The organism is Blautia sp. AF26-2, from assembly GCF_003460955.1.
Classification (GTDB): domain Bacteria; phylum Bacillota; class Clostridia; order Lachnospirales; family Lachnospiraceae; genus Fusicatenibacter; species Fusicatenibacter saccharivorans.
In genome coordinates, this window is sequence record NZ_QTWD01000007.1 from 95,306 (window position 1) to 122,218 (window position 26,913).

At 50.9% G+C, this 26,913-nt stretch carries 30 protein-coding genes and 1 tRNA gene; 27 read left to right on the forward strand and 4 right to left on the reverse strand.

The genetic code is table 11. From position 1 onward, the window contains the following. Window positions 1-16 precede the first annotated feature (16 nt). Entirely contained in the window at window positions 17-1,588 is a 1,572-nt protein-coding gene (locus DWY63_RS10470) for a BCCT family transporter (protein WP_022461560.1), read from the forward strand. A gap of 78 nt (window positions 1,589-1,666) precedes the next feature. Here DWY63_RS10470 and DWY63_RS10475 read toward each other — a convergent pair whose 3' ends face one another. Both DWY63_RS10475 and DWY63_RS10480 read right to left on the reverse strand, forming a co-directional pair. Next, on the reverse strand, window positions 1,667-1,858 hold the full coding sequence (locus DWY63_RS10475) for a hypothetical protein (RefSeq protein WP_022461561.1): 192 nt from the start codon (window positions 1,856-1,858) through the stop codon (window positions 1,667-1,669). After that, window positions 1,858-2,988 (reverse strand): glycoside hydrolase family 27 protein, encoded by a 1,131-nt coding sequence (locus DWY63_RS10480; RefSeq protein WP_117802051.1) that lies wholly within the window; start codon window positions 2,986-2,988, stop codon window positions 1,858-1,860. Before DWY63_RS10480 ends, DWY63_RS10475 begins: the two co-directional genes overlap by 1 nt. 130 nt (window positions 2,989-3,118) lie before the next feature. Between DWY63_RS10480 and DWY63_RS10485 the strand changes: the two genes are divergently transcribed. Next, a complete protein-coding gene (locus tag DWY63_RS10485; protein WP_117509373.1) occupies window positions 3,119-3,922 on the forward strand; it encodes an AraC family transcriptional regulator in 804 nt (267 codons plus the stop codon). A 10-nt stretch (window positions 3,923-3,932) separates the two neighbouring features. On the opposite strand, the gene sigG is transcribed toward DWY63_RS10485, so the two are convergent. After that, on the reverse strand, window positions 3,933-4,718 hold the full coding sequence (gene sigG, locus DWY63_RS10490; RefSeq protein ID WP_055220491.1) for an RNA polymerase sporulation sigma factor SigG: 786 nt from the start codon (window positions 4,716-4,718) through the stop codon (window positions 3,933-3,935). Between the two features lie 220 nt (window positions 4,719-4,938). Between sigG and DWY63_RS10495 the strand changes: the two genes are divergently transcribed. The 4 genes from DWY63_RS10495 (at window position 4,939) to DWY63_RS10510 (ending at window position 7,699) form a co-directional block, all read left to right on the forward strand. Then, a complete protein-coding gene (locus DWY63_RS10495) occupies window positions 4,939-5,454 on the forward strand; it encodes a transcription repressor NadR (RefSeq protein ID WP_055220692.1) in 516 nt (171 codons plus the stop codon). A 153-nt stretch (window positions 5,455-5,607) separates the two neighbouring features. After that, window positions 5,608-5,681: transfer RNA gene (locus tag DWY63_RS10500), tRNA-Arg, on the forward strand. A gap of 200 nt (window positions 5,682-5,881) precedes the next feature. Then, window positions 5,882-7,384 carry an alpha-N-arabinofuranosidase gene (locus DWY63_RS10505; RefSeq protein WP_117802052.1) on the forward strand — a complete coding sequence of 501 codons (1,503 nt, stop codon included), beginning with the start codon at window positions 5,882-5,884 and terminating at the stop codon, window positions 7,382-7,384. A 60-nt stretch (window positions 7,385-7,444) separates the two neighbouring features. Beyond that, on the forward strand, window positions 7,445-7,699 hold the full coding sequence (locus DWY63_RS10510; RefSeq protein WP_055220495.1) for a DUF6171 family protein: 255 nt from the start codon (window positions 7,445-7,447) through the stop codon (window positions 7,697-7,699). An 83-nt stretch (window positions 7,700-7,782) separates the two neighbouring features. Here DWY63_RS10510 and DWY63_RS10515 read toward each other — a convergent pair whose 3' ends face one another. Next, window positions 7,783-9,135 carry an MATE family efflux transporter gene (locus DWY63_RS10515; RefSeq protein WP_117802053.1) on the reverse strand — a complete coding sequence of 451 codons (1,353 nt, stop codon included), beginning with the start codon at window positions 9,133-9,135 and terminating at the stop codon, window positions 7,783-7,785. A 184-nt stretch (window positions 9,136-9,319) separates the two neighbouring features. Here DWY63_RS10515 and DWY63_RS10520 point away from each other — a divergent pair, with 184 nt between their 5' ends. The 21 genes from DWY63_RS10520 (at window position 9,320) to modA (ending at window position 26,777) form a co-directional block, all read left to right on the forward strand. After that, on the forward strand, window positions 9,320-10,159 hold the full coding sequence (locus DWY63_RS10520; RefSeq protein ID WP_117802054.1) for a MerR family transcriptional regulator: 840 nt from the start codon (window positions 9,320-9,322) through the stop codon (window positions 10,157-10,159). Window positions 10,160-10,307: 148 nt separating this feature from the next. Further along, window positions 10,308-11,330, forward strand: a complete 1,023-nt coding sequence (gene rfbB, locus DWY63_RS10525; protein ID WP_022461570.1) for a dTDP-glucose 4,6-dehydratase — start codon at window positions 10,308-10,310, stop codon at window positions 11,328-11,330. A gap of 59 nt (window positions 11,331-11,389) precedes the next feature. After that, entirely contained in the window at window positions 11,390-12,571 is a 1,182-nt protein-coding gene (locus tag DWY63_RS10530; protein ID WP_117802055.1) for a MerR family transcriptional regulator, read from the forward strand. Window positions 12,572-12,760: 189 nt separating this feature from the next. Then, window positions 12,761-13,489, forward strand: a complete 729-nt coding sequence (locus DWY63_RS10535; protein ID WP_055227942.1) for a CpsB/CapC family capsule biosynthesis tyrosine phosphatase — start codon at window positions 12,761-12,763, stop codon at window positions 13,487-13,489. 19 nt (window positions 13,490-13,508) lie between these two features. Beyond that, window positions 13,509-14,252: a YveK family protein gene (locus DWY63_RS10540; RefSeq protein ID WP_055228010.1), complete on the forward strand. Its 744-nt coding sequence runs from the start codon at window positions 13,509-13,511 to the stop codon at window positions 14,250-14,252. A gap of 15 nt (window positions 14,253-14,267) precedes the next feature. After that, window positions 14,268-14,969 carry a polysaccharide biosynthesis tyrosine autokinase gene (locus tag DWY63_RS10545; protein ID WP_055227943.1) on the forward strand — a complete coding sequence of 234 codons (702 nt, stop codon included), beginning with the start codon at window positions 14,268-14,270 and terminating at the stop codon, window positions 14,967-14,969. A gap of 5 nt (window positions 14,970-14,974) precedes the next feature. After that, window positions 14,975-15,709 carry an immunoglobulin-like domain-containing protein gene (locus DWY63_RS10550; RefSeq protein ID WP_117802056.1) on the forward strand — a complete coding sequence of 245 codons (735 nt, stop codon included), beginning with the start codon at window positions 14,975-14,977 and terminating at the stop codon, window positions 15,707-15,709. 138 nt (window positions 15,710-15,847) lie between these two features. Further along, window positions 15,848-16,684 carry a selenium cofactor biosynthesis protein YqeC gene (gene yqeC, locus DWY63_RS10555; RefSeq protein ID WP_117802057.1) on the forward strand — a complete coding sequence of 279 codons (837 nt, stop codon included), beginning with the start codon at window positions 15,848-15,850 and terminating at the stop codon, window positions 16,682-16,684. 25 nt (window positions 16,685-16,709) lie between these two features. Next, a complete protein-coding gene (gene moaC / locus DWY63_RS10560) occupies window positions 16,710-17,198 on the forward strand; it encodes a cyclic pyranopterin monophosphate synthase MoaC (protein WP_117802058.1) in 489 nt (162 codons plus the stop codon). Between the two features lie 3 nt (window positions 17,199-17,201). Continuing rightward, window positions 17,202-17,717, forward strand: a complete 516-nt coding sequence (locus DWY63_RS10565; protein ID WP_022462470.1) for a MogA/MoaB family molybdenum cofactor biosynthesis protein — start codon at window positions 17,202-17,204, stop codon at window positions 17,715-17,717. A gap of 21 nt (window positions 17,718-17,738) precedes the next feature. Continuing rightward, window positions 17,739-18,782 carry a selenide, water dikinase SelD gene (gene selD, locus DWY63_RS10570; protein ID WP_117802059.1) on the forward strand — a complete coding sequence of 348 codons (1,044 nt, stop codon included), beginning with the start codon at window positions 17,739-17,741 and terminating at the stop codon, window positions 18,780-18,782. A 26-nt stretch (window positions 18,783-18,808) separates the two neighbouring features. Beyond that, window positions 18,809-19,423 carry a sulfurtransferase-like selenium metabolism protein YedF gene (yedF, locus tag DWY63_RS10575; RefSeq protein WP_082424948.1) on the forward strand — a complete coding sequence of 205 codons (615 nt, stop codon included), beginning with the start codon at window positions 18,809-18,811 and terminating at the stop codon, window positions 19,421-19,423. Beyond that, window positions 19,420-20,568, forward strand: a complete 1,149-nt coding sequence (locus tag DWY63_RS10580) for an aminotransferase class V-fold PLP-dependent enzyme (RefSeq protein ID WP_117802060.1) — start codon at window positions 19,420-19,422, stop codon at window positions 20,566-20,568. Before yedF ends, DWY63_RS10580 begins: the two co-directional genes overlap by 4 nt. Before the next feature lie 57 nt (window positions 20,569-20,625). Then, window positions 20,626-20,862: a DUF3343 domain-containing protein gene (locus DWY63_RS10585; RefSeq protein WP_022462466.1), complete on the forward strand. Its 237-nt coding sequence runs from the start codon at window positions 20,626-20,628 to the stop codon at window positions 20,860-20,862. Window positions 20,863-20,877: 15 nt separating this feature from the next. Further along, window positions 20,878-21,249: a winged helix-turn-helix domain-containing protein gene (locus DWY63_RS10590; RefSeq protein ID WP_022462465.1), complete on the forward strand. Its 372-nt coding sequence runs from the start codon at window positions 20,878-20,880 to the stop codon at window positions 21,247-21,249. Window positions 21,250-21,400: 151 nt separating this feature from the next. Next, window positions 21,401-22,246, forward strand: a complete 846-nt coding sequence (gene yqeB, locus DWY63_RS10595; RefSeq protein WP_117802061.1) for a selenium-dependent molybdenum cofactor biosynthesis protein YqeB — start codon at window positions 21,401-21,403, stop codon at window positions 22,244-22,246. A 29-nt stretch (window positions 22,247-22,275) separates the two neighbouring features. Continuing rightward, window positions 22,276-23,301, forward strand: coding sequence for a molybdopterin-binding protein (locus DWY63_RS10600; protein WP_117802062.1), 1,026 nt, complete (start codon window positions 22,276-22,278; stop codon window positions 23,299-23,301). A gap of 3 nt (window positions 23,302-23,304) precedes the next feature. Next, complete coding sequence (gene moaA, locus DWY63_RS10605; RefSeq protein WP_117802063.1) at window positions 23,305-24,276, forward strand: GTP 3',8-cyclase MoaA; 972 nt, start codon at window positions 23,305-23,307, stop codon at window positions 24,274-24,276. Window positions 24,277-24,313: 37 nt separating this feature from the next. Beyond that, window positions 24,314-24,751, forward strand: coding sequence for an MOSC domain-containing protein (locus DWY63_RS10610; RefSeq protein WP_022462461.1), 438 nt, complete (start codon window positions 24,314-24,316; stop codon window positions 24,749-24,751). A 29-nt stretch (window positions 24,752-24,780) separates the two neighbouring features. After that, the gene (locus DWY63_RS10615; RefSeq protein ID WP_117802064.1) at window positions 24,781-25,803 is read left to right on the forward strand and encodes an XdhC family protein; all 1,023 of its coding nucleotides are present in this window, start codon (window positions 24,781-24,783) and stop codon (window positions 25,801-25,803) included. A 26-nt stretch (window positions 25,804-25,829) separates the two neighbouring features. Further along, on the forward strand, window positions 25,830-26,777 hold the full coding sequence (modA, locus tag DWY63_RS10620) for a molybdate ABC transporter substrate-binding protein (RefSeq protein WP_117802065.1): 948 nt from the start codon (window positions 25,830-25,832) through the stop codon (window positions 26,775-26,777). The last annotated feature ends 136 nt before the right edge of the window (window positions 26,778-26,913 follow it).

Below are 26,913 nucleotides of genomic sequence, written 5' to 3' on the forward strand. Positions count from 1 at the left end.
GAAAGGAACAGAAAACATGAATACAGTTGATGAAAACAGAGTGGCGAAAAAGAAACAGAGCGGAAAAATACGGAAAAAAGGTCAGATTGACTGGATGATCACGCTGCTGCCGCTGGGACTGATTGCAGCGCTCAGCATTTTGTTTTTCCTCCTGCCGGAACAGTCCAACACAGTTCTTGCGAAGGTACGCTTCTTCTTGGGAGATACCTTTGGAGTCTATTATCTTGCAATTGGCCTTGGCGTTTTTCTGCTCTCTTTGTATCTGGCATTTTCAAAATATGGCGATATTGTGTTAGGAGAGCAGGATGAGAAACCGAAATATTCTTTTTTTGCCTGGGGATCCATGATGTTTACGTGCGGCCTTGCGGCAGACATTCTGTTTTATTCTTTTGCAGAATGGGTGATGTATGCTGCTGATCCGCAGATTGAAAAGATGGGCGGAATCCAGGAGTGGGCGGGCGTGTACCCGCTGTTTCACTGGAGTCTGATTCCGTGGGGCTTTTATCTCGTTCTCGCTGCCGCATTTGGGTTTATGCTGCACGTGCGGAAACGGAACCGGCAGCGGTATTCAGAAGCCTGCCGTCCGATTATGGGAAAACAGACGGACGGCATCGGCGGACGGCTGATTGATCTGCTGGCGGTATTTGCACTCCTTGCAGGAACGGCAACGACATTCAGCGTGGCAACGCCGCTGATGGCAAGTGCAATCAATGCATTGTTTCATATCAATCTGGACCGGAACGCAGTGACAATTGTGATTCTGCTGATTACGTGTTTTGTGTACACGTATTCGCTGCTTCACGGCTTCCGCGGAATCGGTTTTCTGGCAAAGCTCTGCATCTATCTGTTTTTCGGGCTACTGGCGTACGTGCTGCTGTTCGGCGGACAGACGCGGTATATTATCGAGACGGGATTTTCATCGCTGGGACGGATGATTCAGTATTTCCCGACGTTGGCGACCGATACCGATCCGCTGCGCGAGACGCATTTTCCGCAGAACTGGACTATTTATTACTGGGCATACTGGATGGTATGGTGCGTGGCGGCGCCATTTTTTATCGGAAGTATTTCCCGGGGAAGAACGGTGCGGCAGACAATCCTTGGCGGATATGGATTCGGCGTTGGCTCCACGATTTTAAGCTTTATCATCCTGGGAAATGAATCGATGGGGATGCAGATGGCGGGAAAAGCGGATTTTATCGCGCGGTATGCCAAAGACGGTGATCTCTATGGAATGATTATCGCCATGATCCAGAAGATCCCGTGTGCATCGCTGGTTCTTGTCGTTCTGCTGCTCACGATGATTGCCTTTTATGCGACCTCGTTTGATTCGATTGCGCTGACGGTTTCCTGCTACAGCTACCGCCGTCTGGAAGAGGGACAGCAGCCATCGAAAGCGATTCAGCTTATGTGGTGCCTTCTGCTGATTCTGCTTCCGATTGCACTGGTCTTTTCCGAAAGCTCTATGAGCAATCTGCAGTCGGTCAGTATCGTGGCAGCGTTTCCGATCGGAATGGTAATTCTTCTGATTGTGGCGGGATTCCTAAAGGATGCCGGAGCATATCTGAAAGAAATAAAGAAGAAATGATTTTTTATGCAGCATGAAAATAGAGCCGGATTTCTATTTGGCGGAAATCCGGCTGTGTGCATTTCAGACAGTGTAGGTCTATACAAACAGTGTACACCCCTGCCGCTTGAACTGTTCGATCTTTTCGTCAATGAGCTCCGGCGTTACACCGAGATGCTCGGCAAGACACTGCTTGCAGAAAAACTGTTCTGCGCCGCGGTTGATAAATTTACGGTGGGCGCCGATCTCGTTATGTGTGAGTTCTTTGCCGCACTGCATACAGCGTGCCATCAGAGTTTTACGACCTTTGCACGGTATACTTTTGATGCAAACGGCTCGAGCTCTGTGACAAGGGATGCATTGTTTGCACACAGGTTCTCGCAGGTCCAGACCTCAGTAAGTTCCAGAGTACGGCCAGTGGAGAACGGAAGGCCGATCTCATCCAGATTCATGGCTGCACGCGATTTTTCATCACTGAGATTGAACATGCCGATAGCAAGATTTCCGTTTGCGAGCGCTTTTACATAAATCAGAACGTTGTCATTCCATGCATGGTTTTTCACTTTATACGGCTGACGGCAGAGCGGATCCTGATTGATGCGGATCATTTCATCATTCATGAGAATGCGGCGGGTTTCGTCGCTCATCTCGCGGATGTCGCAGCCGATCATCAGCGGGGAGCCAAGGAATGCCCACAGTGCATAGTGTGTCTGATACTGGACATCGCTGCAGCCGGCCAGTCCAACATTTCCTTTTCCATGCATGCCGACGATCAGCATGTCCATATCGTTGAAGCAGCCGACGCCGTTGTACGGATGCAGTTTTTCCTGCTGTGCCACGAGATCTTTGACAGAATCCCAGGTATCAAAGATGTCGCCGGTGGAACGCCACATGGAAGCGCCGGTTTCTTTGATCCACTCATGCGTTTCATCAGCACCCCAGGAGCAGGCAGAGAAGAGAATGTCGCGGCCGCAGTTCTCGAGTGCCAGTCCCATGCGGCGGTACAGATATTTTCCGTGCAGGATCGGGCTGTGGTAGCAGTAGTCGTATTTTAAGAAATCAACATCCCAGGATGCGAAAGTTTCCGCATCGACAAATTCGTGCTCATAGCTGCCAGGGTAGCCGGCACACGTCATGTTTCCGGCGCAGGAATACATACCGAATTTCAGCCCTTTGGAATGAACGTAATCGGCAACGGCTTTCATACCATGCGGAAATTTTTCCGGATCCGGCACAAGACGGCCGTTTTCATCGCGTTCACGTAAGGACCAGCAGTCGTCGATGACAAGATATTCGTATCCTTTATCGCGCAGGCCGCTCTCGGCCATGACATCAGCAGTTTCAAAAATCATTTTTTCATTGATATTTTCTCCGAAGGTGTTCCAGGAATTCCAGCCCATCGGCGGTGTAAGTTTGATCATAGTATTGACCTCCCGTAAGTTTTGATGTACTTTGAGTATAGATGGATTTCCAGAGCAAAACCATGGAATTTTAAGACAAAAGCATGGATTTTTGCTTCATAAAGAATAAAATACGGGAAAAGGAAAGAATATGCTTGTATCAGAAATGAACGGGATCCGGCCTGTCGATGCCGGGCGGCAGGACTGCCATGATCTGCATTCCTGGGGGCCGGGTGTACGGCAGTGCTATATTATACATTATATTATAAGCGGAAAGGGAACGTTTACCTGCGGGAAAAAGACGTACACACTTACCGCCGGACAGAGCTTTTTAATCTGTCCAGAGCAGGTGGTGCAGTACGCGCCGGATGAGAACGAGCCGTGGGAATATGTGTGGGTTGATTTTGTCGGGGAACAATGCCGGCAGATTCTGGCACGGTCGGTACTGAACCCACAGCAGCCGGCGGCGCCGCCTCTCCGTCAGGAAAGGCTTCTGCCGTATTTTGAGCGTCTCTGCCAGATGGAACTCTATCGCCGGAACAGCCAGGAGGCCGTCGGTGTGCTGCTTGCGCTTCTGGGCGTGTACCAGGATCTGGCGGAGCCGCAGCGGGAGGAGAGAAAGAAGGAGGATCCGCGGATTATGGAAGCGATGGCTCTGATTGCCGCAGGGTATCACAGGAGTGAGTTCTGCGCGGAGACAATTGCGCGGAAAATGGCGGTCAGCCGCACAACGCTGAACCGTCTGTTTCAGAAGAAAATCGGCTGGTCACCAGGACAGTATCTGCTGGAATATCGGCTGCAGCAGTCAGAAAAGCTGCTGCAGATGGGGATGACGGTCAAACAGACGGCGCTGTCGTGCGGATTTGAAGATCCCTTTTACTATTCCCGTGTGTTCCGGAAACACTATGGAATGCCGCCGTCGGATTACCGGCTGGAGTTTGCAGAAATTCAGTGAACGGCGGGCGTTACCGCTCGTCGGAGAGATAATTCCGCATAGAGCGCAGGGCGGACTTTTCCAGCCGGCTGACCTGCGCCTGCGAGATGCCGATTTCCCGGGCAACCTCCATCTGGGTCTGCCCCTCATAGAAACGCATGCGGATGATCTGGCGTTCGCGCTCATTGAGACGGGCGACCGCGTCCTGCAGGGCGAGGTTCTGCACCCAGTTTTCTTCTTTATTTTTCTTATCACTTAACTGATCCATGACATACAGGGTATCGCCGCCTTCCGTGTAGACGGGCTCATACAGACTCATTGGGCTTTGGATTGCATCGAGGGCATAGACGATATCCTCTTTTCCAATGCCGATTTCAGCGGCGATTTCCTCGATCGAAGGCTCTTTCTGGTTCTGCTTGAGATAAAGTTCGCGGGCGCAGATGGCGCGGTAGGCAGTATCCCTGAGGGAACGGCTGACGCGGATCGCATTGTTGTCACGCAGATACCGCCGGATTTCACCGATGATCATCGGCACGGCATAGGTGGAGAAACGGACGTTTAAGGTCGTGTCGAAGTTATCAATCGCCTTAATCAGGCCGATACAGCCGATCTGAAAGAGATCGTCGGCGTTTTCACTGCTGTTGGAGAAGCGCTTGATCACGCTTAAGACAAGGCGCAGATTGCCCTGAATGTAGCGTTCGCGGGCAGCAGCATCTCCTTCGCGGGCCTTTTTCAGCAGAGTCTCTTTTTCTTCGGCATTCAGTACGGGAAGGCGTGATGTATTGACTCCGCACAGTTCAACTTTATTGATCGCCATGGTATGCATCCTCCTGAAACATGGAACGTATGGTTACCGTTCGTTACTGTTATACGTTCATGATTGGCAGTTGGCGGGACGAATATACGAGAGCCCGGAAAATTTCATAAAGTTTTAGTCCTTGACAAAGCTTTTGGAAAATGATTTCCTGCTATTGTAGAAACGGCGGAAAGTGTGATAAGATAAGGGAAGTGTACGAAATGCGAGGTCTTGTTTTATGATGAGTGGAAAGGAACGAAGAGAAGAGATTCTTCAAAGAATAACAAACAGTAAGACGCCGGTCTCCGGTGCAGCGCTGGCGAAGAGCTGTGAAGTCAGCCGTCAGGTGATTGTCCAGGACATTGCCCTGATCCGCGCTGCCGGATACGATGTGATTGCGACAAACCGCGGCTACATCTGCAGCAGCCCGGTGAGAGAGACGCGGGTCTTTGAGGTGAATCACACGGATGAGCAGATGCAGGACGAGCTGAATACAATTGTGGATTTCGGCGGCGTTGTGCTGGATGTGATTGTGCGTCACGAGGTTTACGGAGAACTGCGGGCGGAACTTAATATCAGTTCACGAAATAAGGTGGCACTGTTTATGGAAGAAATCCGGCAGGGAAAATCACGGCCGCTGAAGAATATCACATCAGGGGAACATTTTCATACCGTATCGGCAGACTCTGCGCAGACCCTGGATCTGATTGAAGAGGAACTGCGAAAGAAAGACTACCTGGTGCGGACTGTGAAATAGGGGAAAAAGCCCTTATTTTCACAAAAAACTGTTATTCGAAAAAATTTTAAATTTTTTTCAAAAAGGTGTTGACTTTTCTCTTAGGATAGTGTAATATACATGATGTCAGCGGGAACGAGTGATAAACAAAGAGTTCTAAAGCGACAAAGAAATGTGCGTTTAGCTCAGCTGGATAGAGCGTTTGGCTACGGACCAAAAGGTCGGGGGTTCGAATCCTCTAACGCACGGACGGTAACCGTCCTGGTGAAAACCAGGGCGGTTTTTTCGTATGCAGAATGAAAAATAAAACAAGCGGCCTTTTGGTCAGCAGCCAGACGGCCGCACTTTTTGAAAAAATCATGGGGAAACAACTTGTACGCTCATTGACACAAGTGAGATACATCTCCTATAATAAAGCCAAATTTAAGATCTCGAAAGGGGACAAGTTATGGCTAAGTTAGTAATTGATGCGAACAGAAAGCTTTCAAAAATCAATAAGGAAATCCAGGGACAGTTTTCGGAGCATCTGGGAAGATGTATTTATGAAGGACTCTATGTAGGAGAAAATTCCGATATTCCGAACGTGAACGGAATGCGTACCGATGTTGTTGAAGCACTGAAAAATATCAAAGTTCCGGTATTGCGCTGGCCGGGCGGATGTTTTGCAGATGAATATCACTGGAAAGACGGTATCGGACCGAAAGAAAGCCGCAAAAAAATGATCAACACCAACTGGGGCGGTGTTGTCGAGGACAACAGCTTCGGTACCCACGAGTTTTTTGAACTCTGCCGTCAGATCGGATGTGAAACCTATATCAACGGAAATATGGGAAGCGGTACTGTACAGGAGATGTCGGAGTGGGTTGAATATATGACATTTGACGGGGTATCTCCGATGGCAGACCTTCGTGCGGAAAATGGCCACGAAAAGCCGTGGACCGTCGATTTCTTCGGCATCGGCAATGAGAACTGGGGCTGTGGCGGAAATATGAATCCGGAATTCTACGGAAATATGTACCGCAGATATCAGACCTTTGTGCGTGATTACGATGGAAACAAAAAGATCCGGAAGATTGCCTGCGGCGCCAATTCGGATGATTATGAGTGGACGCAGGAAGTGATGAAAGCATGCTTCCGCAGAATCTCCCCACAGCAGCATGGCATGATGGATGGCCTGTCGCTTCATTACTATACGGTGCCGGAAACCTGGGATCACAAGGGAAGTGCAACGGAGTTTGCGGAAAAAGACTGGTATAAGACCATGAAAAAGACGATGTACATGGAAGAGCTGATCCGCCGCCACAGCGCCATTATGGATCAGTATGACCCGGACAAAAAGGTCGGTATGATCGTGGATGAGTGGGGTACCTGGTATGATGTAGAGCCTGGAACAAATCCGGGATTTCTGTATCAGCAGAATACCATGCGTGACGCACTGGTCGCAGGGATCAACCTGAATCTCTTCAACAAACACAGCGACCGCGTCAAGATGGCAAATATCGCACAGATGGTCAATGTTCTGCAGTCGATGATCCTGACCGAGGGGGAAAAGATGGTCAAAACTCCGACGTATCATGTTTTCGATCTGTATCAGGTACATCAGGAAAATGATCTTCTGGCAAGCTCTCTGGAAACGGAGCAGGTTGGTCTGGAAGATGAATACATGGTTCCGAATCTGACGGAATCTGTTTCGGTAGATGCCAACGGTGTACTTCATATTACGATGACGAATGTGGATCTGGAGAAAGCATATCCGGTAGAAGCGGTACTTCTTGGAAAAAAAGCCGACGAGATCAAAGCCGAGATCGTAACCGGCCATATGCAGGATAAGAACACCTTTGAAGCGCCGGAGACGGTTGGCGTTCAGGGCTTTGACGGTGTGCAGGCAACAAAAGAGGGAATTTCCTTTACCATTCCGGCATGCAGTGTGCTTCATATCGCCGTAAAATAGGGAAACCATAAAAACCAGAAGATATTTGGGATGAAAAAGATTCGGTTCCGGAGGAGTTTGATGGACGGAAATACCAGGATCTGTAAAAAATGCCTGCTTCGTGAGATGGACGAGGCAGGCTTTTTTCAGAATATGTATGATTATATTGCAAGAATTCCGGCGGACGATAAAACGCCGGAGGAGGAATACGAGCGGCGGCTTTCCATCTGTAAGGAGTGTGAAAAGCTGCTGTCCGGCATGTGCCGCATGTGCGGCTGCTACGTGGAGATGCGGGCAGCGATTGCACTGCGGGACTGCCCGGGGAAAAAGTGGTAGCAAAAGAGAAACCCCGCACAGCGGATCCTGTGAAAACAACGGATCCCTGTGCGGGGTTTTGAGAATCAGCGAAGTCGGTAAGATCAGTTGGGACTTGTTTGCGTCTCCGTTGCGACTTTCGGATCCTTGAAATAGCGGGACAGCTTCGGCACGGAGATGAACAGCGTCAGAAATTCGGCGACCGGAATCGACAGCCACACACCGTTGGTGCCAAGCACGAGCGGCAGAAGCAGCGCGGAGAGAACGATAAAGACGAAGGTTCGCAAAAAAGAAATCAAAGCAGAGGTCTTTCCGTCTGACAGTGCCGTAAAAATGCCGGAGGCGACGATATTCGTACCGCAGAACAGGTAAGCGATGGAGAACAGATATCCGCCGTGGCGTGTCAGTTCAAAGCCGTACGTGCCTTTCTGCATGAAAACGGCGGAAATGACCGGAGAGCCGAAGGCGGCCACAAGTGCGATGATCACAGAGCTTACCACAACGAAGCGGATACTGATGCGGTAAAGCCGGATCAGCCGCTGTTTGTTCCGGCTGCCGTAGTTGAAGCTGAACACAGGTGCAACGCCGATACTGTAGCCGAGGTACAGCGCAACAAAGAGAAACTGTCCGTACAGAATCGCCGTGATGGCGGCAACACCGATTTCGCCCTCAAATTTCAGCATCAGCATGTTGAAAAGGTAAGTGACAACGGCTGCAGAAAGATTGCTGACCATCTCGGAGGAACCGTTGAAGCAGCTTGTGGAGAGCAGGCCTTTGGAAAATTCCGGACGGGTGAAGCGAAGGCCTTTGCGGGCGAAGGTAAAGTATAAAATGCCGGCAACGGCCGGAATGCACTGGCCAAGGCCGGTGGCAAGGGCAGCTCCGGCAACACCAAGATGGAGCGGAACGACAAACAGATAGTCCAGAAGCATGTTGGTAATGCCGGCGGACACCGTAAGGGAAAGTCCGAGTCCCGGGCGTCCTGCTGTTACAAAGAAGGACTGGAATAGCGCCTGGAGAAGACAGACCGGGGCAAAGGAAAGGATCGTCCGCAGATAGGCGGTACCGTAATCCATCAGCACCGGCGTTGCACCGAGCAGACTGCAGATCTGACGGCAAAACAGGTTGCCGAGCACTGCGCCCAGAATACCGATGATCAGTGTGGTAAGGGTAAGGGCCGAAAAGTTGCGGTTGGCTTCCGCCTGTTTTCCCTGTCCGATCTTTGCAGCGACGACGGCGCTGCCTCCGGTACCGAACATGATGCCGACGGCAAGAAGAATGCTGACGGCAGGATAGACGATATTGGCGGCGGAAAGCGCCATGCTGTCCACGTACTGTGCGATGAAAAAGCCATCCACAATACTGTAGAGAGACATAAAGATCATCATGATGATCGATGGAAACGCAAACTTCAGCAGAGAGCGGAAGTTGAAATCCTTGGCGAGTGACTGGCTCATAATCAAAAACCTCCTTTTTATGTGTGAAAAGCCTTTTTCAGACACGCTTTAGATGGGAAAGATTTCTTGTGAAAATTTGAATCGTTTGCTATTATAAAGGATAGGGTAACCCTATAGTCAAGTGCAAAAAAGGTGAAAAACAGGAAAAATTCCGAGAGCACATATTCAGGAAAAGGAGTCAGAAATGGGAAAACAGGAGTATTTAAGCGCGGGGCGATTTGCAGCGCTGGTAGGCACGACAAAGGAAACGCTCTTCCATTATGATGAGATTGGGCTGTTCGTACCAAAAAGAAGAGGGACAAACGGCTACCGGTATTATGCGATGGATCAGATGGAAACGTTTGATGTGATCGGAATGCTGCGGGAGCTGGGCATGCCGCTGGCAGAGATTCGAAATTATCTGGAACAGCGAAGTCCTGAAAAATTCGGAGTACTGCTGGAACAGGAGGAGAAGGTGGTGCGCGAAAAAATGCAGCGGCTCCGCGAGATGCAGCGCTGGATTGGGGAAAAGAAGCGGTTTTTGGCACAGGCATCGGTGGAATGCCGTGAGGCGTTTGAAAAAGATCCCTTCTGTCCTGTGGGAATTCATACCCTGCCGTTGCAGTATCTTGTCACAAACCACAGCGAGTCAGCGGATAATCTGGCAGTCAATCAGAAAATCGGAGAGCTCTATGCTTACTGTGGGCAATACGGAAATCGAAGTTCGTATAATGTTGGGTTTGTTCAGAAACGGGAAACACTGGAAACGGGGAATTTTCTGGATTACCGTGATTTTTATCTGATTTTTGATCGTGTGCCGGCGAAAGTGCGATACACGGTTCGGCCGGAGGGAGAGTATCTTTGCTATTATTATAAAGGACCATGGCAGGGAATTGAAGCGGCGTACCGGAAGCTGTTCTGGTATGCCACGGAACAGAGACTTTTGCTGGACGACCGCTTTTATGAGGAATATATGGTGGACGCGCTGACCAGTAAGAAAATGGAACAGTATATTACGAGAATCGCCGTAAAAATTCTAAGATAGACAGGGAGGAGGGGAAAAAACAAGATTTTCACAAACTTTTTTCATTCTCCTCTTGACCATGACGCAACGTCACCCATTATAGTGAGAGTACAACAAGTTGAATTGACATAAAACTGAGAAGATAAACACACCAAAAAGGAGAAAAAGCATGAAAGTATTAGTAACAGGCGGAGCCGGATTTATCGGCGGAAACTTCGTACATCATATGGTAAACAAATACCCGGATTATCAGATCGTAAACCTGGACCTGCTGACCTATGCAGGAAACCTGGAGACTCTGAAACCGGTTGAGGACAAACCAAACTACAAATTTGTAAAAGGTGATATCGCAGACGAAGCTTTCATCATGGATCTGTTTGAAAAAGAGAAATTTGACGTTGTTGTCAACTTCGCAGCAGAGAGCCATGTAGACCGTTCCATTGAGGATCCTGGCATCTTTGTTCAGACCAACGTAATGGGAACCCGTGTACTGCTGGATGCTTCCAGAAAATTCGGCGTAAAGAGATATCATCAGGTATCTACCGATGAGGTTTACGGAGACCTTCCGCTGGATCGCCCGGACCTGTTCTTTACAGAGAATACTCCGATCCACACCTCCAGTCCGTACTCTGCATCCAAAGCAAGCGCAGACCTGTTTGTACTGGCTTACCACAGAACCTTCGGTACCCCGGTTACCGTTTCCAGATGCTCCAACAACTACGGCCCGTATCACTTCCCGGAAAAGCTGATTCCGCTTATGATCAGCCGCGCACTGGCAGACGAAGAGCTTCCGGTATACGGAAACGGTGAGAATGTCAGAGACTGGCTGCACGTATCCGATCATTGCGAAGCAATCGACCTGATTATCCATAAAGGTAAAGTAGGCGAGGTTTACAACATTGGCGGACACAACGAGAGAACAAACCTTCAGGTAGTACAGACTATCCTGAAAGCTCTGGACAAACCGGAATCTCTGATCAAATACGTAAAAGACCGCCCGGGCCATGACAGAAGATATGCAATCGACCCGACCAAGATCGAGACTGAGCTTGGATGGAAACCAAAATACAACTTCGATACAGGAATTGCACAGACAATTCAGTGGTATCTGGATAACGAAGACTGGTGGAAACACATCATCAGCGGTGAGTATCAGAACTACTTCGCTGAGATGTACAAAGACCGTCTGTAAGAGAGAAAAGTGAAATGCAAAGGCCGCAAAAAAGCGGCTTTTGCGAAGGAGTGGTGGATATGGATCAATATTATACCACTGGTGAATTTGCCCGGATGGCCCATGTGACCATTCGGACAATTCGCTATTACGACAAAAAAGGGCTGCTGAAGCCAAGCTTTATCAACGAGTCCGGTTATCGGATGTATTCGGATGAGGATTTTCTGAAGCTGCAGAAAATTTTATCGCTGAAATATCTCGGATTTTCCCTGAATGAGATCGGAAATATGACGATTCACGATACGAGTGCGGATATTCTGAAATCATTGAAAATGCAGATCGGACTTGTGCACAAGAAGATGGAAAATCTGGAGCAGATGGAAAAGGCACTGCAGAATACGACACAGATTCTGGAGGAGACGAACCAGATCGACTGGACCGGCATTCTGAACCTGATTCATCTGACCGATATGGAAAAGATGCTGGTGGAGCAGTACAAAAACGGGGAAAACCTGAATATCCGTATTTCGCTGCACGAGCAGTATTCCCAAAATAAAAAGGGATGGTTCCCGTGGCTTCTGGAACAGATGGATTTTGACGGTGCGCGCCGGATTCTGGAGATTGGCTGCGGAAACGGACAGCTCTGGAAAAAAGCGGAGCCATCCGTGCTGAAAGGAAAGTATATCTGTCTGTCTGACCTGTCAGACGGCATGATCCGGGATGCGGCGGAAAATCTGGGAGAAGAAAAGGCATCCTGTTTTGATTTCCGGACACTGGACTGCCAGAAGCTTCCGTTTCCGGATGCGGAATACGACCGGATTATTGCAAATCATGTTTTGTTCTATGTCCAGAATCTGTCCCGCGGTCTGCAGGAAATCAGCCGTGTGCTTTCAGATGACGGCGTGTTCTACTGCAGTACGTATGGAAAAGGCCATATGAAAGAGATTACCGATCTGGTACAGGAGTTTGATCCGCAGATCAATCTTTCGGAGGTGGCGCTGTATACTATTTTTGGTCTGGATCACGGAGAAAAGCAGTTAAAGCCTTATTTTGGCAGCGTAGAGAAAAGAATCTACGAGGACAGTCTTTGGGTCGACCGGCCGGAGCCGCTTCTGGACTATATCCTTTCCTGCCATGGAAATCAGAATGAGTATCTGTATCCGAGACAGCGGGAATTCAAAGAATTTCTGGAAAAGAAAATTCAGAAACACGGCGGAATTGCGATCACAAAAGAGGCAGGGGTTTTCATCTGCAGAAAATAACGGGAGAGGCCGACATGAAAATGGAGGTCTCTTTTTTATCCCTCATTTTAGGCAAGTTTGACAAAAATGTTAAAAAATAAATACAGAGTATGTTTTTTGTATTGCCAGAGATCACAAAAGGATGTATACTAAAGTAGAATGTCTAAGTATGCGTGACTTGAAGAAAGAACACAAAAAGAGGGATAAGGTATGAAGGAATTATTTGATGTACACTGCCATATGGTCCCGGGGGTAGACGACGGTGCAGCTGACCTGGAAGAGTCGCTGGCGATGCTGAAAATGCAGCACGAGGACGGGGTCAGGAAGATTATCATCACACCGCATTATCGGCGGCGGATGTTTGAAACACCGGCAAAAAAGGTACATGAGCAGTTTCTGAAACTGCAGGAAGCGGCAAAAAAGGAATATCCGGATATGTCGCTTTATCTCGGGTGTGAACTTCACTCGAACATGGATCTTCAGGATATCCTGGAAAAACGGAAATATGTGACCATGGCCGGTTCATCCTATGTTCTGTTGGAATTTTCCGAGGGAGATTCCGCACAGCATATCCGTGAGAGAGTCTACAATGTACTGTCCTGCGGTTACGAACCGATTATCGCGCATGTGGAGCGCTATCAGGCAACGGTAAAGAGCGTCGGATTTTCCAGCGATCTGGTGGATATGGGCGCAAGACTGCAGGTGAATGTGGAAAGTATACTTGGAAAGTATACGTGGGGGGCAAAACGCTACTGCAGAAAACTGATGAAGGAAGATCTGCTCGGTTTTGTCGGCAGCGATTCCCACAACACAAAAACACGTATTCCCAACATAGGAGCAGGCGCTGCCTATGTTTCAAAAAAAATGGGAGAGGCATATGCCGAAAGGATTTTCCACGATAATCCGATGGAAATCTTAAGGGATGCCGGAGAAATCTAAAAAAAGTCAGGAGAAGAAGATGGAAACGAATCAACAGAATCAGGATGAAATTGAAATCGATTTACTGGAACTGCTTCGTGTGCTCTGGAGCAAAATTGGCTATGTGATTTTAGCTGCATTGGCACTTGGCCTTCTGATGGTACTGGTCAGCAAAGTATTTATGAAGCCGCAGTATGAATCGACGACAAAAATGTATGTACTGTCAAAACAGGACAGCAGCAGTACTGTAACAAGTGGAGATCTGCAGGCAAGTTCTCTTTTAACCAAAGACTATGCGGAGCTGATTCAGAGCCGTCAGGTTGTTGAAACCGTTATTGCACAGTTAAATCTGGATCTTACCTATGAGGAGTTTTTGAACAAAATTACTGTTACTACACAGAACGATACGCGTATCCTTTCGATTACAGTAAAAGACGAAGATCCGTATGTAGCAAGCCAGATGGCGGATGCAATCCGTGTAGCAGCATCAGATCATATTCAGAACGTTATGAACACAGAAGCTGTAAATGTGGTAGATGAGGCGAATATTCCAGATGAGCCGGTAAGCCCAAGTATTAAGAAAAACGGGCTGATCGGTGCAATAGCAGGGGCATTTATCGCGATTGTCATCATCATTATTGTTTATCTGACAAATGACACCATCCAGACCTCCGAAGATGTAGAACGTTATCTGGGTGTCAGTACACTCGGCATAATTCCTCTTGCAGAAGGACAGAAAAAGAGCAAGAAGAAAAACAAAAACGGCCGTGGAAGAAAGAAATAAGGGAGGATACGGAACGTGAATCAGGTAGTAGTAAAACAGGAAAAATCAGGCTATCAGATTGTGGAAGCCTACAAATCTCTTCGGACCAACCTTCAGTTCTGCGGAGAAGATAAGAAAGTAATCGCGGTTACAAGCTGTACACCAAATGAGGGAAAGAGCAGTGTTTCTATGCAGCTCGGCATTTCTCTTGCAGAGAGCGGAAAAAGAGTGATTTTGATCGATGCCGATCTTCGGAAATCGGTTCTTCTTGGAAGAACGAAAACACAGAAATCTGTTCGCGGACTGGCACACTTCCTGTCCGGTCAGGCAACTCTGGAGGATGTCATCTGTTCTACCAATGTAAAGAACTTTTACATGATTTATTCCGGCCCGTTTCCGCCGAATCCGGCAGAGCTTCTGGGGGGAAAGAACTTCCGAAGTCTTTTAAATGCACTTCGTAAAGTTTACGATTATGTGATTGTGGATACTCCTCCGCTTGGAAGCGTTATCGACAGTGCAATCGTTGCAGAAATCTGTGATGGTTCAATCATGGTCATTGAGTCCGGTGTGATCAGCTATCGTTTTGCACAGGAAGTAAAGAGCCAGCTCGAGAGAAGTAACTGCCCGCTGCTTGGCGTTGTCCTGAACAAGGTGGATATGCAGAAACAGGCGTATGGTAAATACGGAAAATACGGTCAGTACAAATATGGAGATTACGGCCAGGAGGAGGACGATTAACTGCCATGAAAAAAGGAATTGTTGCAGGTTTGATTGTCCTGTGCGTGGCGCTAGGAGCCGGTACAGCAGCTGTCGTAGTGACGGACGACCGAAAAGGCCCGGAAATCGAGCTTCCAGCTGATGGGGATGTAACGTATGAGGAAGGCAGTGATACAGCGCCTTTGCTGGAAGGCGTTACTGCAACGGATGAGAAAGACGGAGATGTGACAGATTCGCTGATGATTGAAAACATTTTCCCGAACGATGACCATACCAGTGCATCGGTTGTCTATGCGGCAAAGGACAGTCACAATAATGTATCAAAAGCAACACGCCGCGTGAATTATAAAGCTGCAGCGGAAGATACCCCGGCGGAAAATGAGGCTACGCAGGAAACGGATAACAGTGGGGCGGCAGATGAGTCTGCACCGGCAGCAGAGGAGCCGCAGCAGAATGACACAGAGGGCACAAAAAATGAGACAGATGCGCAGATGGAAATCGAAGCACTGCCGGCGGAAAGCCCAAAACTGTACCTGAATACGTATGAAGTAACAGTGGAAGCCGGAAACGATCTGGACAAAACCAGCTATATCAAAGAGATGACCGATGATGCAGACAGCCAGGAGTCACTCTTTAACCAGATTGAGATCGACGGCGATGTGGATACTGCAGTGCCGGGAGATTACACGCTGACGTATCATGTGACGGACAGCGATGGAAACAGATCAAATGCAGCGGTGCTTACCGTACACGTTCAGTAAGAATAGAAGAACTGCTCTGATGGGGATGCCCGATCGGGGCAGTTCTTTTTTCAAGTTTTTACGGCGCGAGTAAAATTTGACAGCCCAAAATGAGTATGGTAGAGTGAGAAAGAAAGACGGCAGAAGGGGGCAGAGGAGATGCTTCGAATCTGGCAGAAAACAGAAAAACAGAAGCTGGAGCCGGTAGGAATGGGAACGGCGTTCCCCTTTTTAAAGGAAAAGAACCATGTAGTTTCTATCATCGGCGGCGGCGGAAAAACGACGCTGCTGTACGAGATGGCAGGCTTTTGTGTAAAAAACGATCAGAAGGTACTGGTGACAACTTCGACGCACATTTACCGTCCGCCGAAGGAATGGCATGACCAGAGTCTGGAAGCGGTCGAAAGAAAATTTCGCACAGGCCGCGCAGCGATTATCGGGAGTGCCTGCCGGGATCCGGAAAAGCTTTCCATGCCGGAAACGGAACTATTTGAAGCGGCACGCAAAAAGGCCGATCTGACGCTGATCGAGGCGGACGGCGCGAGGCACCTGCCGTGCAAGGCACCGGCGGAACATGAACCGGCGCTGCTTTCCTCTTCAGATCTTGTGATTGGTGTGACAGGTCTTTCGGCACTGGGACAGCCGCTTGGCAAGGACTGCTTTCGGGCAGAACGGGCGGCGGAACTGCTTGGCTGTACGATGGAACACCATATCACGGAAGAAGATCTGGCACGGCTGATCGCATCGGAACAGGGACAGCAGAAGGATTTGAAAGGCAGAACGTTTTATGCGGTACTGCACCAGTATGAGGAAAAAGAACACCGGGCGGCCGCAGAGAAACTTGTGGAGCTGCTGCGCAGGCAGGGGATCGAGCATGTTCTGGTTACGTGCGCGACAGGAAACAGAAGACAAAGCGGTGAGAACACGAATCCCTGGTATGGGAGAGCAGAGCTTCCCGTGCGTGAAGCGGAAGAAGAGTGGGAACCCGGAGAATAAAACGGAAATAGAACGGAGGAGACAGATGGCGGAATTTACCCATTTTAAGAAAGACGGAAGCGCCGTCATGGTCGATGTCCATGAGAAGCCGGACACGTACCGGGCAGCATCGGCGACGGGAACCATACAGGTAAGCCCGGAGGTATTTGCAGCCGTGCGGGACCATACGGCGAAAAAAGGCGATGTGCTCGGCGTTGCACGGCTGGCAGGCATCATGGGGGCGAAGAAGAATGCGGAGTTGATTCCGCTGTGCCACATTGTGCCGCTGACGAACTGCGAAGTGACATTTACCACGGACGAGAATACAAATTCTATTACGGCCGTGTGCACCACATCATGTGTCGGAAAGACCGGCGTGGAGATGGAGGCGCTGACTGGTGTTTCCACAGCGCTGCTCACGATCTACGATATGTGCAAGGCGATGGACCGCGGCATGGTGATTCGTGATATCCACATTCTGGAAAAGAACGGCGGAAAGAGCGGTCATTATATCTATCAGAAAGAGGAAAAATAAAGCATGGCAGAAAAGAAAGATTTCCCGGTTTTCCGGGTGGGAATTGTAACGTTAAGTGACAAAGGCTATCAGGGCGAGCGCGAGGATAAGAGCGGCCCAAAGATCAAAGAGCTGCTTCCGGCGGAGCAGTATGAGGTCGTTTCGATGCGCCTTCTGCCGGATGAGCGGGCGATGATCGAGGAGGAACTGATCCGGCTTGCCGATCTGGAGCAGTGCGATCTTGTCCTCACGACAGGCGGTACGGGATTTTCCATGCGGGATGTGACACCGGAGGCAACTCTGGCGGTATCCGGCCGTGTGGCACCTGGCATCGCGGAGGCGATCCGCGCGGGCAGCATGGCGATCACAAAACGGGCGATGCTGAGCCGGGCAGTGAGTGCAATCCGTCATCGGACGCTGATTATCAATCTGCCGGGAAGCCCGAAGGCGGTGGAAGAGAGTCTTGGATTTGTACTTGATACCCTGCCGCATGCGCTGGGACTTCTGCGCGGAACGGACGGAGAGTGCGGAAGAAGCTGAAAAAAGAGGGAACAGGTAACGATGGAAGAAAAAAAAATTATTTTCTGTAAGAGCGGCGGCTGTACGGCAAAGCTCGGGGCAGGCGTGCTCGAACATATTCTGGAGAAGCTGCCGAAAGGGGAAAAGGATCCGAATCTGCTGGTGGGCTATGACAGCAAAGACGATGCATCCGTCTACCGGCTGACGGACGACCTTGCGATGGTCCAGACGCTGGATTTCTTTCCGCCGGTGGTGGAGGATCCGTACACGTTTGGAAAAATTGCGGCGGCGAATGCCTTAAGCGACATCTATGCGATGGGCGGAGAGGTGCGGACAGCCCTGAATATCGTCTGCTTTCCGGAACAGATGGATCTGAATGTCCTCGGAGAAATCATGCGCGGCGGCGCGGAAAAGGTGCAGGAGGCGGGCGGATCGCTCTCCGGCGGTCATTCGATTGCGGATGACAGTGTAAAATACGGCCTTTCTGTCACGGGAACCGTGCATCCGGACCGGATCTGGCAGAACAATACGGGCCGCGTGGGTGATCTGCTCATTCTGACGAAACCGCTCGGAACCGGCATTCTCTGTGCGGCGCACCGCGTCGGGGAGGAAAACCCGGGGGGATTTCAAAAGGCAGTGGAATCGATGATGATGCTGAATAAGTACGCCTCGGAGACGGCACGGAAGTATAACATTCATGCCTGTACCGATGTAACGGGCTTTAGTTTCCTAGGGCATCTGCATGAGATGATGGAGTCGGGCGTGTCCTGCCATATCTGGGCGGATCAGATTCCGGTGTTCCCGGGGGCTGTGGAAGCGGCGGAGGAGTTTCTGATCACTGCGGCAGGCCAGCGGAACCGGAATCATCTGGAGCAGCATGTGATCTTTAAGGATATACCGTTCGGCATGCAGGAGGTGCTGTTTGACCCGCAGACATCGGGAGGGCTTCTGATGGCCGTGGATGCCGTGGATGCAGAAAAAATGCAGAGAAAACTGCTGGAGCAGGGGATTCCGGCAGCAATCGTTGGAAAAATCACAGAGCCGGCAGGAACCGAAATTTATGTGACACAGAGCAGGAAATGGTAAGGCAGGGAGGATGAAAAATGGCAGAGATGGAGAAAAAGACAGTAAACGCAATGGGTGATGTGTGCCCGGTACCGCTGGTAAAGGCAAAAAATGCGATTGCAGAACTTGCGGGAAGCGGAAAAGTGGAGGTTCTGGTGGATAATGAAATCGCCGTGCAGAACCTGGAAAAAATGGCGCAGCAGAAAGGATATGGCTTTCTGGTAAAAGAGAAGAAAGAAAAAGAGTATCATGTGGAGTTCACCGTATCGGAAACAGAGCCGGCTGAAACAGAAGAGAAAACCGTATGCCTCGTACCGGCGGCAAAGAAAACAAAACTCGTCGTTCTTTCTGCAGACCATATGGGCGAAGGAGCCGAGGAGCTGGGTAAAATTCTGATGAAGAGCTTCCTTTATGCACTGACCCAGCAGGATGAGCTGCCGGATACGATTCTGTGCTACAACGGCGGTGCAAAGCTGACCTGCGAGGGTTCCGAGTCCCTGGAGGATCTGAAAGATCTGGCAGCGCGCGGCGTTGAAATTCTGACCTGTGGAACATGCCTGAACTTCTACGGCATCACTGAAAAGCTGCAGGTCGGCAGTGTGACCAACATGTATGACATCGTGGAGCGCATGAGCAGCGCAGACCGCGTGATTAAGCCATGATTTACCTCGATTCGGCGGCAACGTCGCTGTGGCATCCAAAAGAAGCAGAGGAGCGTATGATCCAGGCACTGCACGGCTGTGGAAATGCAGGCCGCGGTGCACACGATGCGACACTGGATGCGGGCCGCATCGTCTTTGAGACGAGAATGCGGCTGGCAGAGTTGTTTCACGCGGAGAGTCCGGAGCGGATTGCATTTACGTGCAACGATACGGAGGCACTGAACACGGCAATTTTCGGACTCTTCGGGCCGGGGGATCATGTGATCACGACAGTCTGCGAGCATAATTCCGTTCTGCGCCCGCTGTATGCACTGGAAAAACAGGGACTGGAGCTTTCCGTGATTCCGGCGGATGTATCTGGAAGGATCGATTACGATCAGATGGAAGCGGCAGTGCGGAAAAACACGAAAGCGTTTGTCGTTACGCATGCCTCCAACCTGACCGGAAATATCACGGATCTTGCGCGGGTGTGCGAAATTGCGGAACGCCATTCCCTGCGTCTGATCGTCGATGCGGCGCAGACAGCGGGGATTCTGCCGATTGATGTACAGAAAAGCGGGATTGACGTGCTCTGTTTTTCCGGCCACAAGGGACTATTAGGGCCGCAGGGAACCGGCGGAATCTACGTCCGTCCCGAACTTTCGATCCGGCCGCTCAAAATGGGCGGAAGCGGAATCCGAAGCTATGAAAAAGAACAGCCTGCGGCGATGCCGGAGCACCTGGAAGCGGGAACTTTAAATGTCCACGGAATTGCGGGACTTCTGGGAGCGCTGGAATATCTGGAGAAGACGGGGATTGAAATGATTTACAAAAGAGAGAGGGAGCTGATGCACCTCTTTCTGGAGAAAATTCAGGGAATCCCGGGACTTACTTTATATGGAACAGACGATCTGCAGCAGCGGGTACCAACGGCGGCATTAAACATCGGCTCCTGTGATTCGGGATATGTCAGCGACTGGCTGTATGAGAACTATGGTATTGCAGTCCGAAGCGGAGCACACTGCGCGCCGCTGATGCACGAAGCACTCGGGACACGGGAGCAGGGAGCCGTGAGGTTCAGCTTTTCCCATGTACTGACGGAAGAAGAAGTCCGGATTGCCGCGCAGGCTCTGCGGGAGTTTGCCGAAGAAGAAATGCAGCAGTGAGAGAGGCGGCAGCCGGCATCCGGGATACAAAAGAAGCTGGAAAAAGGAAGAAACGATATGAGACAGCGAAAAGAAACCTGGATTCTGACGTTTGCGGGGACAACGCAGGCGATGCAGATGGAGCAGTATGCGAGAGCGCACGGCCTGCCGGGAAGGATGATCCCCGTTCCGCGGGAAATTACGGCGGGCTGCGGCCTTTCCTGGAAAGCAGCGCCGGAAGAGGGAAAAGAAATCCTTGCGGCACTTCAGACGGCGGGACTTGCCTATGAGGCGGAGTACCGTGTGCTGTTGTAGAGGTGTGAGGTGGAAATGGAAGAAAAAGAAGAAACATTACGACAGAAGCTGCGGTACGACATGCGGCTGCGCGTCAGCCGGACGGATCATGCCTTCGGTCCCGGTGTGGCGGAGCTGATGGAGCATGTGGAAGCAACCGGCTCCCTTTCGAAGGGCTGCAAATGCATGCAGATGGCGTACTCGAAGGGATGGAAAATCTTAAAGCGCGCCGAGGAGGATCTCGGCATCCCGCTGGTACAGGGCAACCGGGGCGGCAGCAACGGCGGCCAGACGGTACTGACCCCGGAGGGAAAAGAATTCCTGAAGCGGTACCGGAAGTTTGAACAAGAAGTCCGCGCAGGCGCCGATGCGTCGTTTCAGAAGTGGTTTGGAACAGAAGAAAAATAACATTTTTTACGGGGACACGTTGACAAAACGGGTCCTTTCCTGTATTTTTATTAATGGAAAAAGCGTTATTCTCGCACGAGAATAACGAGGCAGACCGCGGAAGACGGAAGAAAACGGCGGCTGCTGAAACGAAAGAAGGAAGACAGCGAAGATGAAAAAGAAAGATCTGATCGTGGTACGGGGAGCAGGAGATCTTGCAACCGGTACGATCCATCGTCTGAAAAAAGCGGGCTTTCGTCTGCTGGTTCTGGAAGCAGAGCACCCGGCGGCGATCCGGCGGCAGGTGGCTTTGAGCGAAGCGGTATATGCCGGCAGCGCCAGGGTAGAGGACGTGGAAGCCGTGCGCATGGACGTGGATCTCGCAGAGAAAAAGAACCGGAAAGAACTTCTGGAACAGGAAATGGAGCGGATCTGGAAGAAAGATGGTGTTCCGGTGCTCGTGGATCCGGCGGGACTAAGCATTGCAGCACTTCGCCCGGCCGTCGTGGTCGATGCGATTCTGGCGAAGAAAAATCTCGGGACGACAAAAGAGATGGCGCCGCTTGTGATTGCCCTCGGACCGGGCTTTACGGCAGGAGAAGATGTGGATGTTGTAATTGAGACGAAGCGCGGTCATAATCTTGGACGCGTGATCCGAAGCGGGAGCGCGGTTCCGAACACTGGCATTCCGGGCATCATCGGCGGGTACGGAAAAGAGCGTGTGATGCATGCACAGGCGGAAGGTATTCTGCGGAATGTGGCTTCGATCGGAGACATTGTGGAAGCCAGGGCTGTGATTGCAGAGATTGAGACAGAAAACGGGACGGTACCTGTGGAAGCATCTCTCTCCGGTCTGCTGCGCGGGCTGATCCGCGACGGCTATCCGGTGACGAAGGGATTTAAGATTGCGGACATCGATCCGCGGAAAGAAGAACTGCAGAACTGCTTCACGATTTCCGATAAGGCGCGGTGCATCGCCGGAAGCGTGCTGGAAGTGATCTGCGGGGAACTGGAATAGATTCAAATAGAAAAAGTGAGGCGTTTCAGATGAAACTGATGAAAACAGAAGACGCGGTAGGCCAGGTGCTCTGCCACGATATTACACAGATTATCAAAGGTGTGACAAAAGATGCGGTATTCCGCAAAGGCCACATCATTACAGAAGAAGATATTCCGGTGCTGTTAAGTGTCGGAAAGGACAACATTTACATCTGGGAAAAGGACGATACAATGCTGCATGAAAATGAGGCGGCACAGATTCTTTACGATATGTGTAAAAACGATCACATGCATCCGTCCGATGTCAAAGAAGGAAAAATTGAACTGATCGCGGACTGCGACGGTCTTTTGAAAGTGGACCGCGAGAAGCTGAAAAAAGTAAACAGCCTCGGCGAGATGATGATTGCGACGCGCCACGGTGATACATACGTGAAAAAAGGCGACAAACTGGCGGGGACGAGAATTATTCCGCTCGTCATCAAAAAAGAGAAGATGGAGACGGCACAGGCAGTCTGTTCCGACGGGCCGATCCTGACCTTAAAGCCGTTCCACAAGAAAAAATTTGCGGTTCTGACAACGGGAAATGAAGTGTATTACCATCGGATCGAGGACACCTTCACACCGGTTATCCAGGAAAAGCTGGCAGAATTCGGCGCGGAGATGATCTTTCATGAGGTTTACGATGATGATGCATCGAAGATCACAGACGGATGCCGACGCGCGATGGAAGCGGGTGCCGATCTTGTCTTCTGCACCGGAGGAATGAGTGTGGATCCGGACGACAAGACGCCGCTGGCGATCAAAAATACCGGAGCACGCATCGTTTCTTACGGCGCGCCGGTGCTGCCGGGAGCCATGTTCCTTCTGGCGTATGCCGAAAACGGAACACCGATCGTCGGCCTGCCGGGATGCGTCATGTATTCGAAACGGACGATTTTCGATCTTGTCCTGCCGCGCCTCATTGCAGATGATGAGGTGACAGCGGAGGAACTGGCCGGTCTTGGCGAGGGCGGTCTCTGCCTGAACTGCAAGGTCTGCACCTTCCCGAACTGCGGTTTTGGAAAAGGCAGATAAACGATGAAGGATCAGTATGGCAGAACGATAGATTACCTGCGGATTTCCATCACGGACGCGTGCAATTTGAGATGCCGGTACTGTATGCCGGAGAGTGCGGCGGGCTGTGCACTGGAGCAGGCGGAACAGAATCCGCCGCTTACCGTCGAAGAGATGCTGAAGATTGTGCACGCCGCGGCTGGGCTTGGCATCACGCATTACCGGATTACCGGAGGGGAACCGCTGGTAAGAAAAGAGTGCGTGGAGCTGGTGCAGAAAATAAAAGCAGTGCCGGGCACCGCATCCGTTGGGATCACGACGAATGGCGTACGCCTGGCATCGTGTGCGAGGGATCTGAAGGCGGCCGGCTGTGACAGTGTGAATGTGAGCCTGGATACAGTGGATGCGGCAGAGTTTGCGGCGCTTACCGGACGCGATGCGCTGGAGCAGGTAAAGCAGGGCATCTGCGCGGCCAAAGAGGCGGGTCTTTTAGTGAAGCTGAATGCGGTGCATCGAAAAGAACTGCATGCGCAGGAACTGCTTGAATTTGCAGAGCAGGAAAAAGTCCCGGTGCGGTTCATCGAGGTGATGCCGGTGGGCGCCGGAAAATCGTACGTGGGTCCGTCGAATGAGGCGCTGAAAACAGAGCTGGAACAGTGGTATGGGGCATGTACGCCGGACCAGGAAAAAGAAGGAAACGGTCCTGCGGCTTATGTGCGGTACGAAAAGCTGTCGATGCCCGTCGGCTTTATCAGCGCGATCCACGGAAAGTTCTGCGGAAGCTGCAACCGCGTACGGCTGACAAGCCGCGGCTTTTTAAAGCTCTGTCTCTGCTATGAGAACGGCGTGGATCTGCGGGAGGTTCTGCAGAACGGAACGGCGGCGGATCTGCGTGATGTGATGGCACAGGCAATCTTAAAAAAGCCGATGGAACACTGCTTTGAGCGGCCGAAGGATATGACAGAGCACCACCTGATGTCCGGTATCGGCGGATGAAATGACGGCGGTTCGAAAAGAAGAGGAAACAAAAGAAATGGGAAAAATCATAGGAATCTGTATCAGTGAAAAACGGGGAACGGCAAAGCACGAGGTGGAAACGGCGAAGCTGGTGGAAGACTGGGGCATCGAGGGCGATGCACACGCCGGGCACTGGCACCGCCAGGTGAGCCTTTTGTCGTATGAAAAAATAGAAGCCTTCCGTGCAAAGGGGGCGGATATTCCGCTCGGCGCCTTCGGGGAAAACCTGATCGTGGAAGGATATGATTTCCGGAATCTGCCGGTCGGCACGCGGTTTTCCTGCGGGGATGCGCTGCTTGAGATGACGCAGATCGGAAAGGAGTGCCACAGCCACTGCGAGATTTTCAAACGCATGGGTGAATGCATCATGCCGCGGGAGGGCGTTTTCGCGGTGGTGCTGCGCGGCGGCACGATTCAAAAGGGTGACACCATCGAACTGGTGACGGAAAAGTAGACCAGAGATCAGACACAAGGAGAGGAAACATGGACGAACTTTACCGGAAACTGCTTGCACAGCTGGAAGAGGGACAGGACACGGTTCTTGCCTTTATCACCGAAGGGGACGGCTCCATTCCGCGCACGACGGGCGCCTATATGCTGGTCGGCCGGGAAGGACGGGTTTTCGGAACTATCGGCGGCGGAAACCTGGAATATCAGGCGGTTCTGCATGCGCAGGAGCTGGTGCAGGAGAAGAAAAGTGAATACAGAGAATACGATCTCGGAACCGGAGAGGGGAAGGGGCTTGGCATGGTCTGCGGCGGCAGAGTGAAGGTGTGCTTCTATTTTATGAATGGAGCGCACGGCGAAGCAGAAAGTCTGGCGCAGGCGCTTGCGGCGCAGGAGCGGTACCGCAGTTACTGGATTTTTTTTGCGCTGGACGGAACCGGTATCCGCGTGCTGGAAAAAGAAGCGTGGGAAATGCTTCCGGCGGCACAGGAAAAAGCGGGCCACTGCCGGATTCTGGAACTGGACGGGAAAACGTATTACGCCGAGGAATTCTGCTACGACGGAAAGGTTTATCTGTTCGGCGGCGGCCATCTGGCCCAGGAACTCGTTCCGGTGCTGCATCATCTGGATTTCTGCTGTATCGTACTCGATGACCGGGAGGAATATGTGGACAAAGCATTGTTCCCGGATGCCGGGCAGACCATGCTGGTGGATTTTACGAAACTGGACGAGATTCTTTCGATCCGGAAAAATGATTATCTCGTGATTGTGACACGCGGCCACCGGTGCGATGCGGATGCCGAGGCGTTTGCGCTTCGCACCGGCGCGTCGTACATCGGTGTGGTGGGAAGCCGCAGAAAGACAAAGTATGTGCGCGAAAAACTGGAAGCGCAGGGTTTTACCGGAGAACAGCTCGACAGTGTCTATGCCCCGATCGGAATCGAGATCGGAAGCGAGACGCCGGCGGAGATTGCAATCAGCATTGCCGCACAGCTCATTCAGATCCGGTCAGCAAAAACCGGAAAACGAAAAGGTGCACATCCGGCGCTTCATACGTAAATATACAAAATGAGGAGTCAATTATCATGAAAACGAAAACCGTATCCATTCTTCTGATGGCAGCTATGGCACTTTCTCTTGCCTCATGCGGATTTTCCAATTCCACAGATTCTTCCAGTAAGAGCAGCTCCAAGGCAGAGAGCACATCTGCATCCAGCGCTTCTTCGGAAGCAGAGAGCGCATCCAGCGCCAAGAGCACAGCAGACGGCGAAGTATTTGACGATACCACCGTCACCGTATTTGCCGCAAAGAGCCTGAACTCCGTAATGGAGATGCTGATCATCGAGTACAATAAGACCCAGCCGAATGTCAAACTGGTTGGAAGCTATGACAGCTCAGGAACCCTGATGACACAAATCGAAGAGGGTGCATCCTGCGACGTATTCTTCTCCGCAGCAGCAAAACAGATGGATCAGCTTGAGAAAGAGAATCTCCTGGTTGAGGGAACCCGTCACAACATCGTAAACAATCAGGTCTGCGTTGTAACCTATGAGGGAAGCAATACAGAAGTTACGGGCCTGGAGGATCTGAACAAGGCATCCAGCATCGCACTGGCAGACGGTTCCGTTCCGGTTGGAAAATACACAAGAGAAGCACTGGTCAATGCAGGCATTCTGGAGAAAGCAGACGACGTATCGGCCATCACAACCCAGCAGGTTTCCGAAGCGCTCGGCGGCGTGGAAATCAATGAATGCGCAAACGTAGGAGCCGTTACTTCCGCTGTTGCAGAGGGATCCAACGAGGTTGGTACGGTTTACTATTCTGATACCTACGGTCTGGAAGACCGCCTGAAGGTTCTGCAGGTCGTTCCGTACGATCTGACCGGAAATGTCATCTACCCGGCAGCACAGGTTGTCAACAAAGAGGCAGATGAGACCGAGCAGGCAGCAGCGAAAGACTTTGTAGAGTTTCTGACTTCCGATGAGGCAGCCGCAATCTTCCGGAATTATTACTTTGATACAGAGGTAGAATAAAAAGAAGATCCCACAAAAAACAGCAGGGATTTGAAATCACCGTCCGAAAAAGAAAGATTTCGTTTCTACGGACGGTGGTTTTGCATCAGAGCAAATCCGGGCAGGATGCGTGATGCAGGTATGCAGGGCTGCCGTG

Bases quoted from the DNA above. Each gene is read 5' to 3' on its own strand.
- DWY63_RS10470 (WP_022461560.1), top strand. From the start codon at position 17: ATGAATACAGTTGATGAAAACAGAGTGGCGAAAAAGAAACAGAGCGGA.
- DWY63_RS10475 (WP_022461561.1), bottom strand. From the start codon at position 1,858: ATGGCACGCTGTATGCAGTGCGGCAAAGAACTCACACATAACGAGATC.
- DWY63_RS10480 (WP_117802051.1), bottom strand. From the start codon at position 2,988: ATGATCAAACTTACACCGCCGATGGGCTGGAATTCCTGGAACACCTTC.
- DWY63_RS10485 (WP_117509373.1), top strand. From the start codon at position 3,119: ATGCTTGTATCAGAAATGAACGGGATCCGGCCTGTCGATGCCGGGCGG.
- sigG (WP_055220491.1), bottom strand. From the start codon at position 4,718: ATGGCGATCAATAAAGTTGAACTGTGCGGAGTCAATACATCACGCCTT.
- DWY63_RS10495 (WP_055220692.1), top strand. From the start codon at position 4,939: ATGAGTGGAAAGGAACGAAGAGAAGAGATTCTTCAAAGAATAACAAAC.
- DWY63_RS10505 (WP_117802052.1), top strand. From the start codon at position 5,882: ATGGCTAAGTTAGTAATTGATGCGAACAGAAAGCTTTCAAAAATCAAT.
- DWY63_RS10510 (WP_055220495.1), top strand. From the start codon at position 7,445: ATGGACGGAAATACCAGGATCTGTAAAAAATGCCTGCTTCGTGAGATG.
- DWY63_RS10515 (WP_117802053.1), bottom strand. From the start codon at position 9,135: ATGAGCCAGTCACTCGCCAAGGATTTCAACTTCCGCTCTCTGCTGAAG.
- DWY63_RS10520 (WP_117802054.1), top strand. From the start codon at position 9,320: ATGGGAAAACAGGAGTATTTAAGCGCGGGGCGATTTGCAGCGCTGGTA.
- rfbB (WP_022461570.1), top strand. From the start codon at position 10,308: ATGAAAGTATTAGTAACAGGCGGAGCCGGATTTATCGGCGGAAACTTC.
- DWY63_RS10530 (WP_117802055.1), top strand. From the start codon at position 11,390: ATGGATCAATATTATACCACTGGTGAATTTGCCCGGATGGCCCATGTG.
- DWY63_RS10535 (WP_055227942.1), top strand. From the start codon at position 12,761: ATGAAGGAATTATTTGATGTACACTGCCATATGGTCCCGGGGGTAGAC.
- DWY63_RS10540 (WP_055228010.1), top strand. From the start codon at position 13,509: ATGGAAACGAATCAACAGAATCAGGATGAAATTGAAATCGATTTACTG.
- DWY63_RS10550 (WP_117802056.1), top strand. From the start codon at position 14,975: ATGAAAAAAGGAATTGTTGCAGGTTTGATTGTCCTGTGCGTGGCGCTA.
- yqeC (WP_117802057.1), top strand. From the start codon at position 15,848: ATGCTTCGAATCTGGCAGAAAACAGAAAAACAGAAGCTGGAGCCGGTA.
- moaC (WP_117802058.1), top strand. From the start codon at position 16,710: ATGGCGGAATTTACCCATTTTAAGAAAGACGGAAGCGCCGTCATGGTC.
- DWY63_RS10565 (WP_022462470.1), top strand. From the start codon at position 17,202: ATGGCAGAAAAGAAAGATTTCCCGGTTTTCCGGGTGGGAATTGTAACG.
- selD (WP_117802059.1), top strand. From the start codon at position 17,739: ATGGAAGAAAAAAAAATTATTTTCTGTAAGAGCGGCGGCTGTACGGCA.
- yedF (WP_082424948.1), top strand. From the start codon at position 18,809: ATGGAGAAAAAGACAGTAAACGCAATGGGTGATGTGTGCCCGGTACCG.
- DWY63_RS10580 (WP_117802060.1), top strand. From the start codon at position 19,420: ATGATTTACCTCGATTCGGCGGCAACGTCGCTGTGGCATCCAAAAGAA.
- DWY63_RS10585 (WP_022462466.1), top strand. From the start codon at position 20,626: ATGAGACAGCGAAAAGAAACCTGGATTCTGACGTTTGCGGGGACAACG.
- DWY63_RS10590 (WP_022462465.1), top strand. From the start codon at position 20,878: ATGGAAGAAAAAGAAGAAACATTACGACAGAAGCTGCGGTACGACATG.
- yqeB (WP_117802061.1), top strand. From the start codon at position 21,401: ATGAAAAAGAAAGATCTGATCGTGGTACGGGGAGCAGGAGATCTTGCA.
- DWY63_RS10600 (WP_117802062.1), top strand. From the start codon at position 22,276: ATGAAACTGATGAAAACAGAAGACGCGGTAGGCCAGGTGCTCTGCCAC.
- moaA (WP_117802063.1), top strand. From the start codon at position 23,305: ATGAAGGATCAGTATGGCAGAACGATAGATTACCTGCGGATTTCCATC.
- DWY63_RS10610 (WP_022462461.1), top strand. From the start codon at position 24,314: ATGGGAAAAATCATAGGAATCTGTATCAGTGAAAAACGGGGAACGGCA.
- DWY63_RS10615 (WP_117802064.1), top strand. From the start codon at position 24,781: ATGGACGAACTTTACCGGAAACTGCTTGCACAGCTGGAAGAGGGACAG.
- modA (WP_117802065.1), top strand. From the start codon at position 25,830: ATGAAAACGAAAACCGTATCCATTCTTCTGATGGCAGCTATGGCACTT.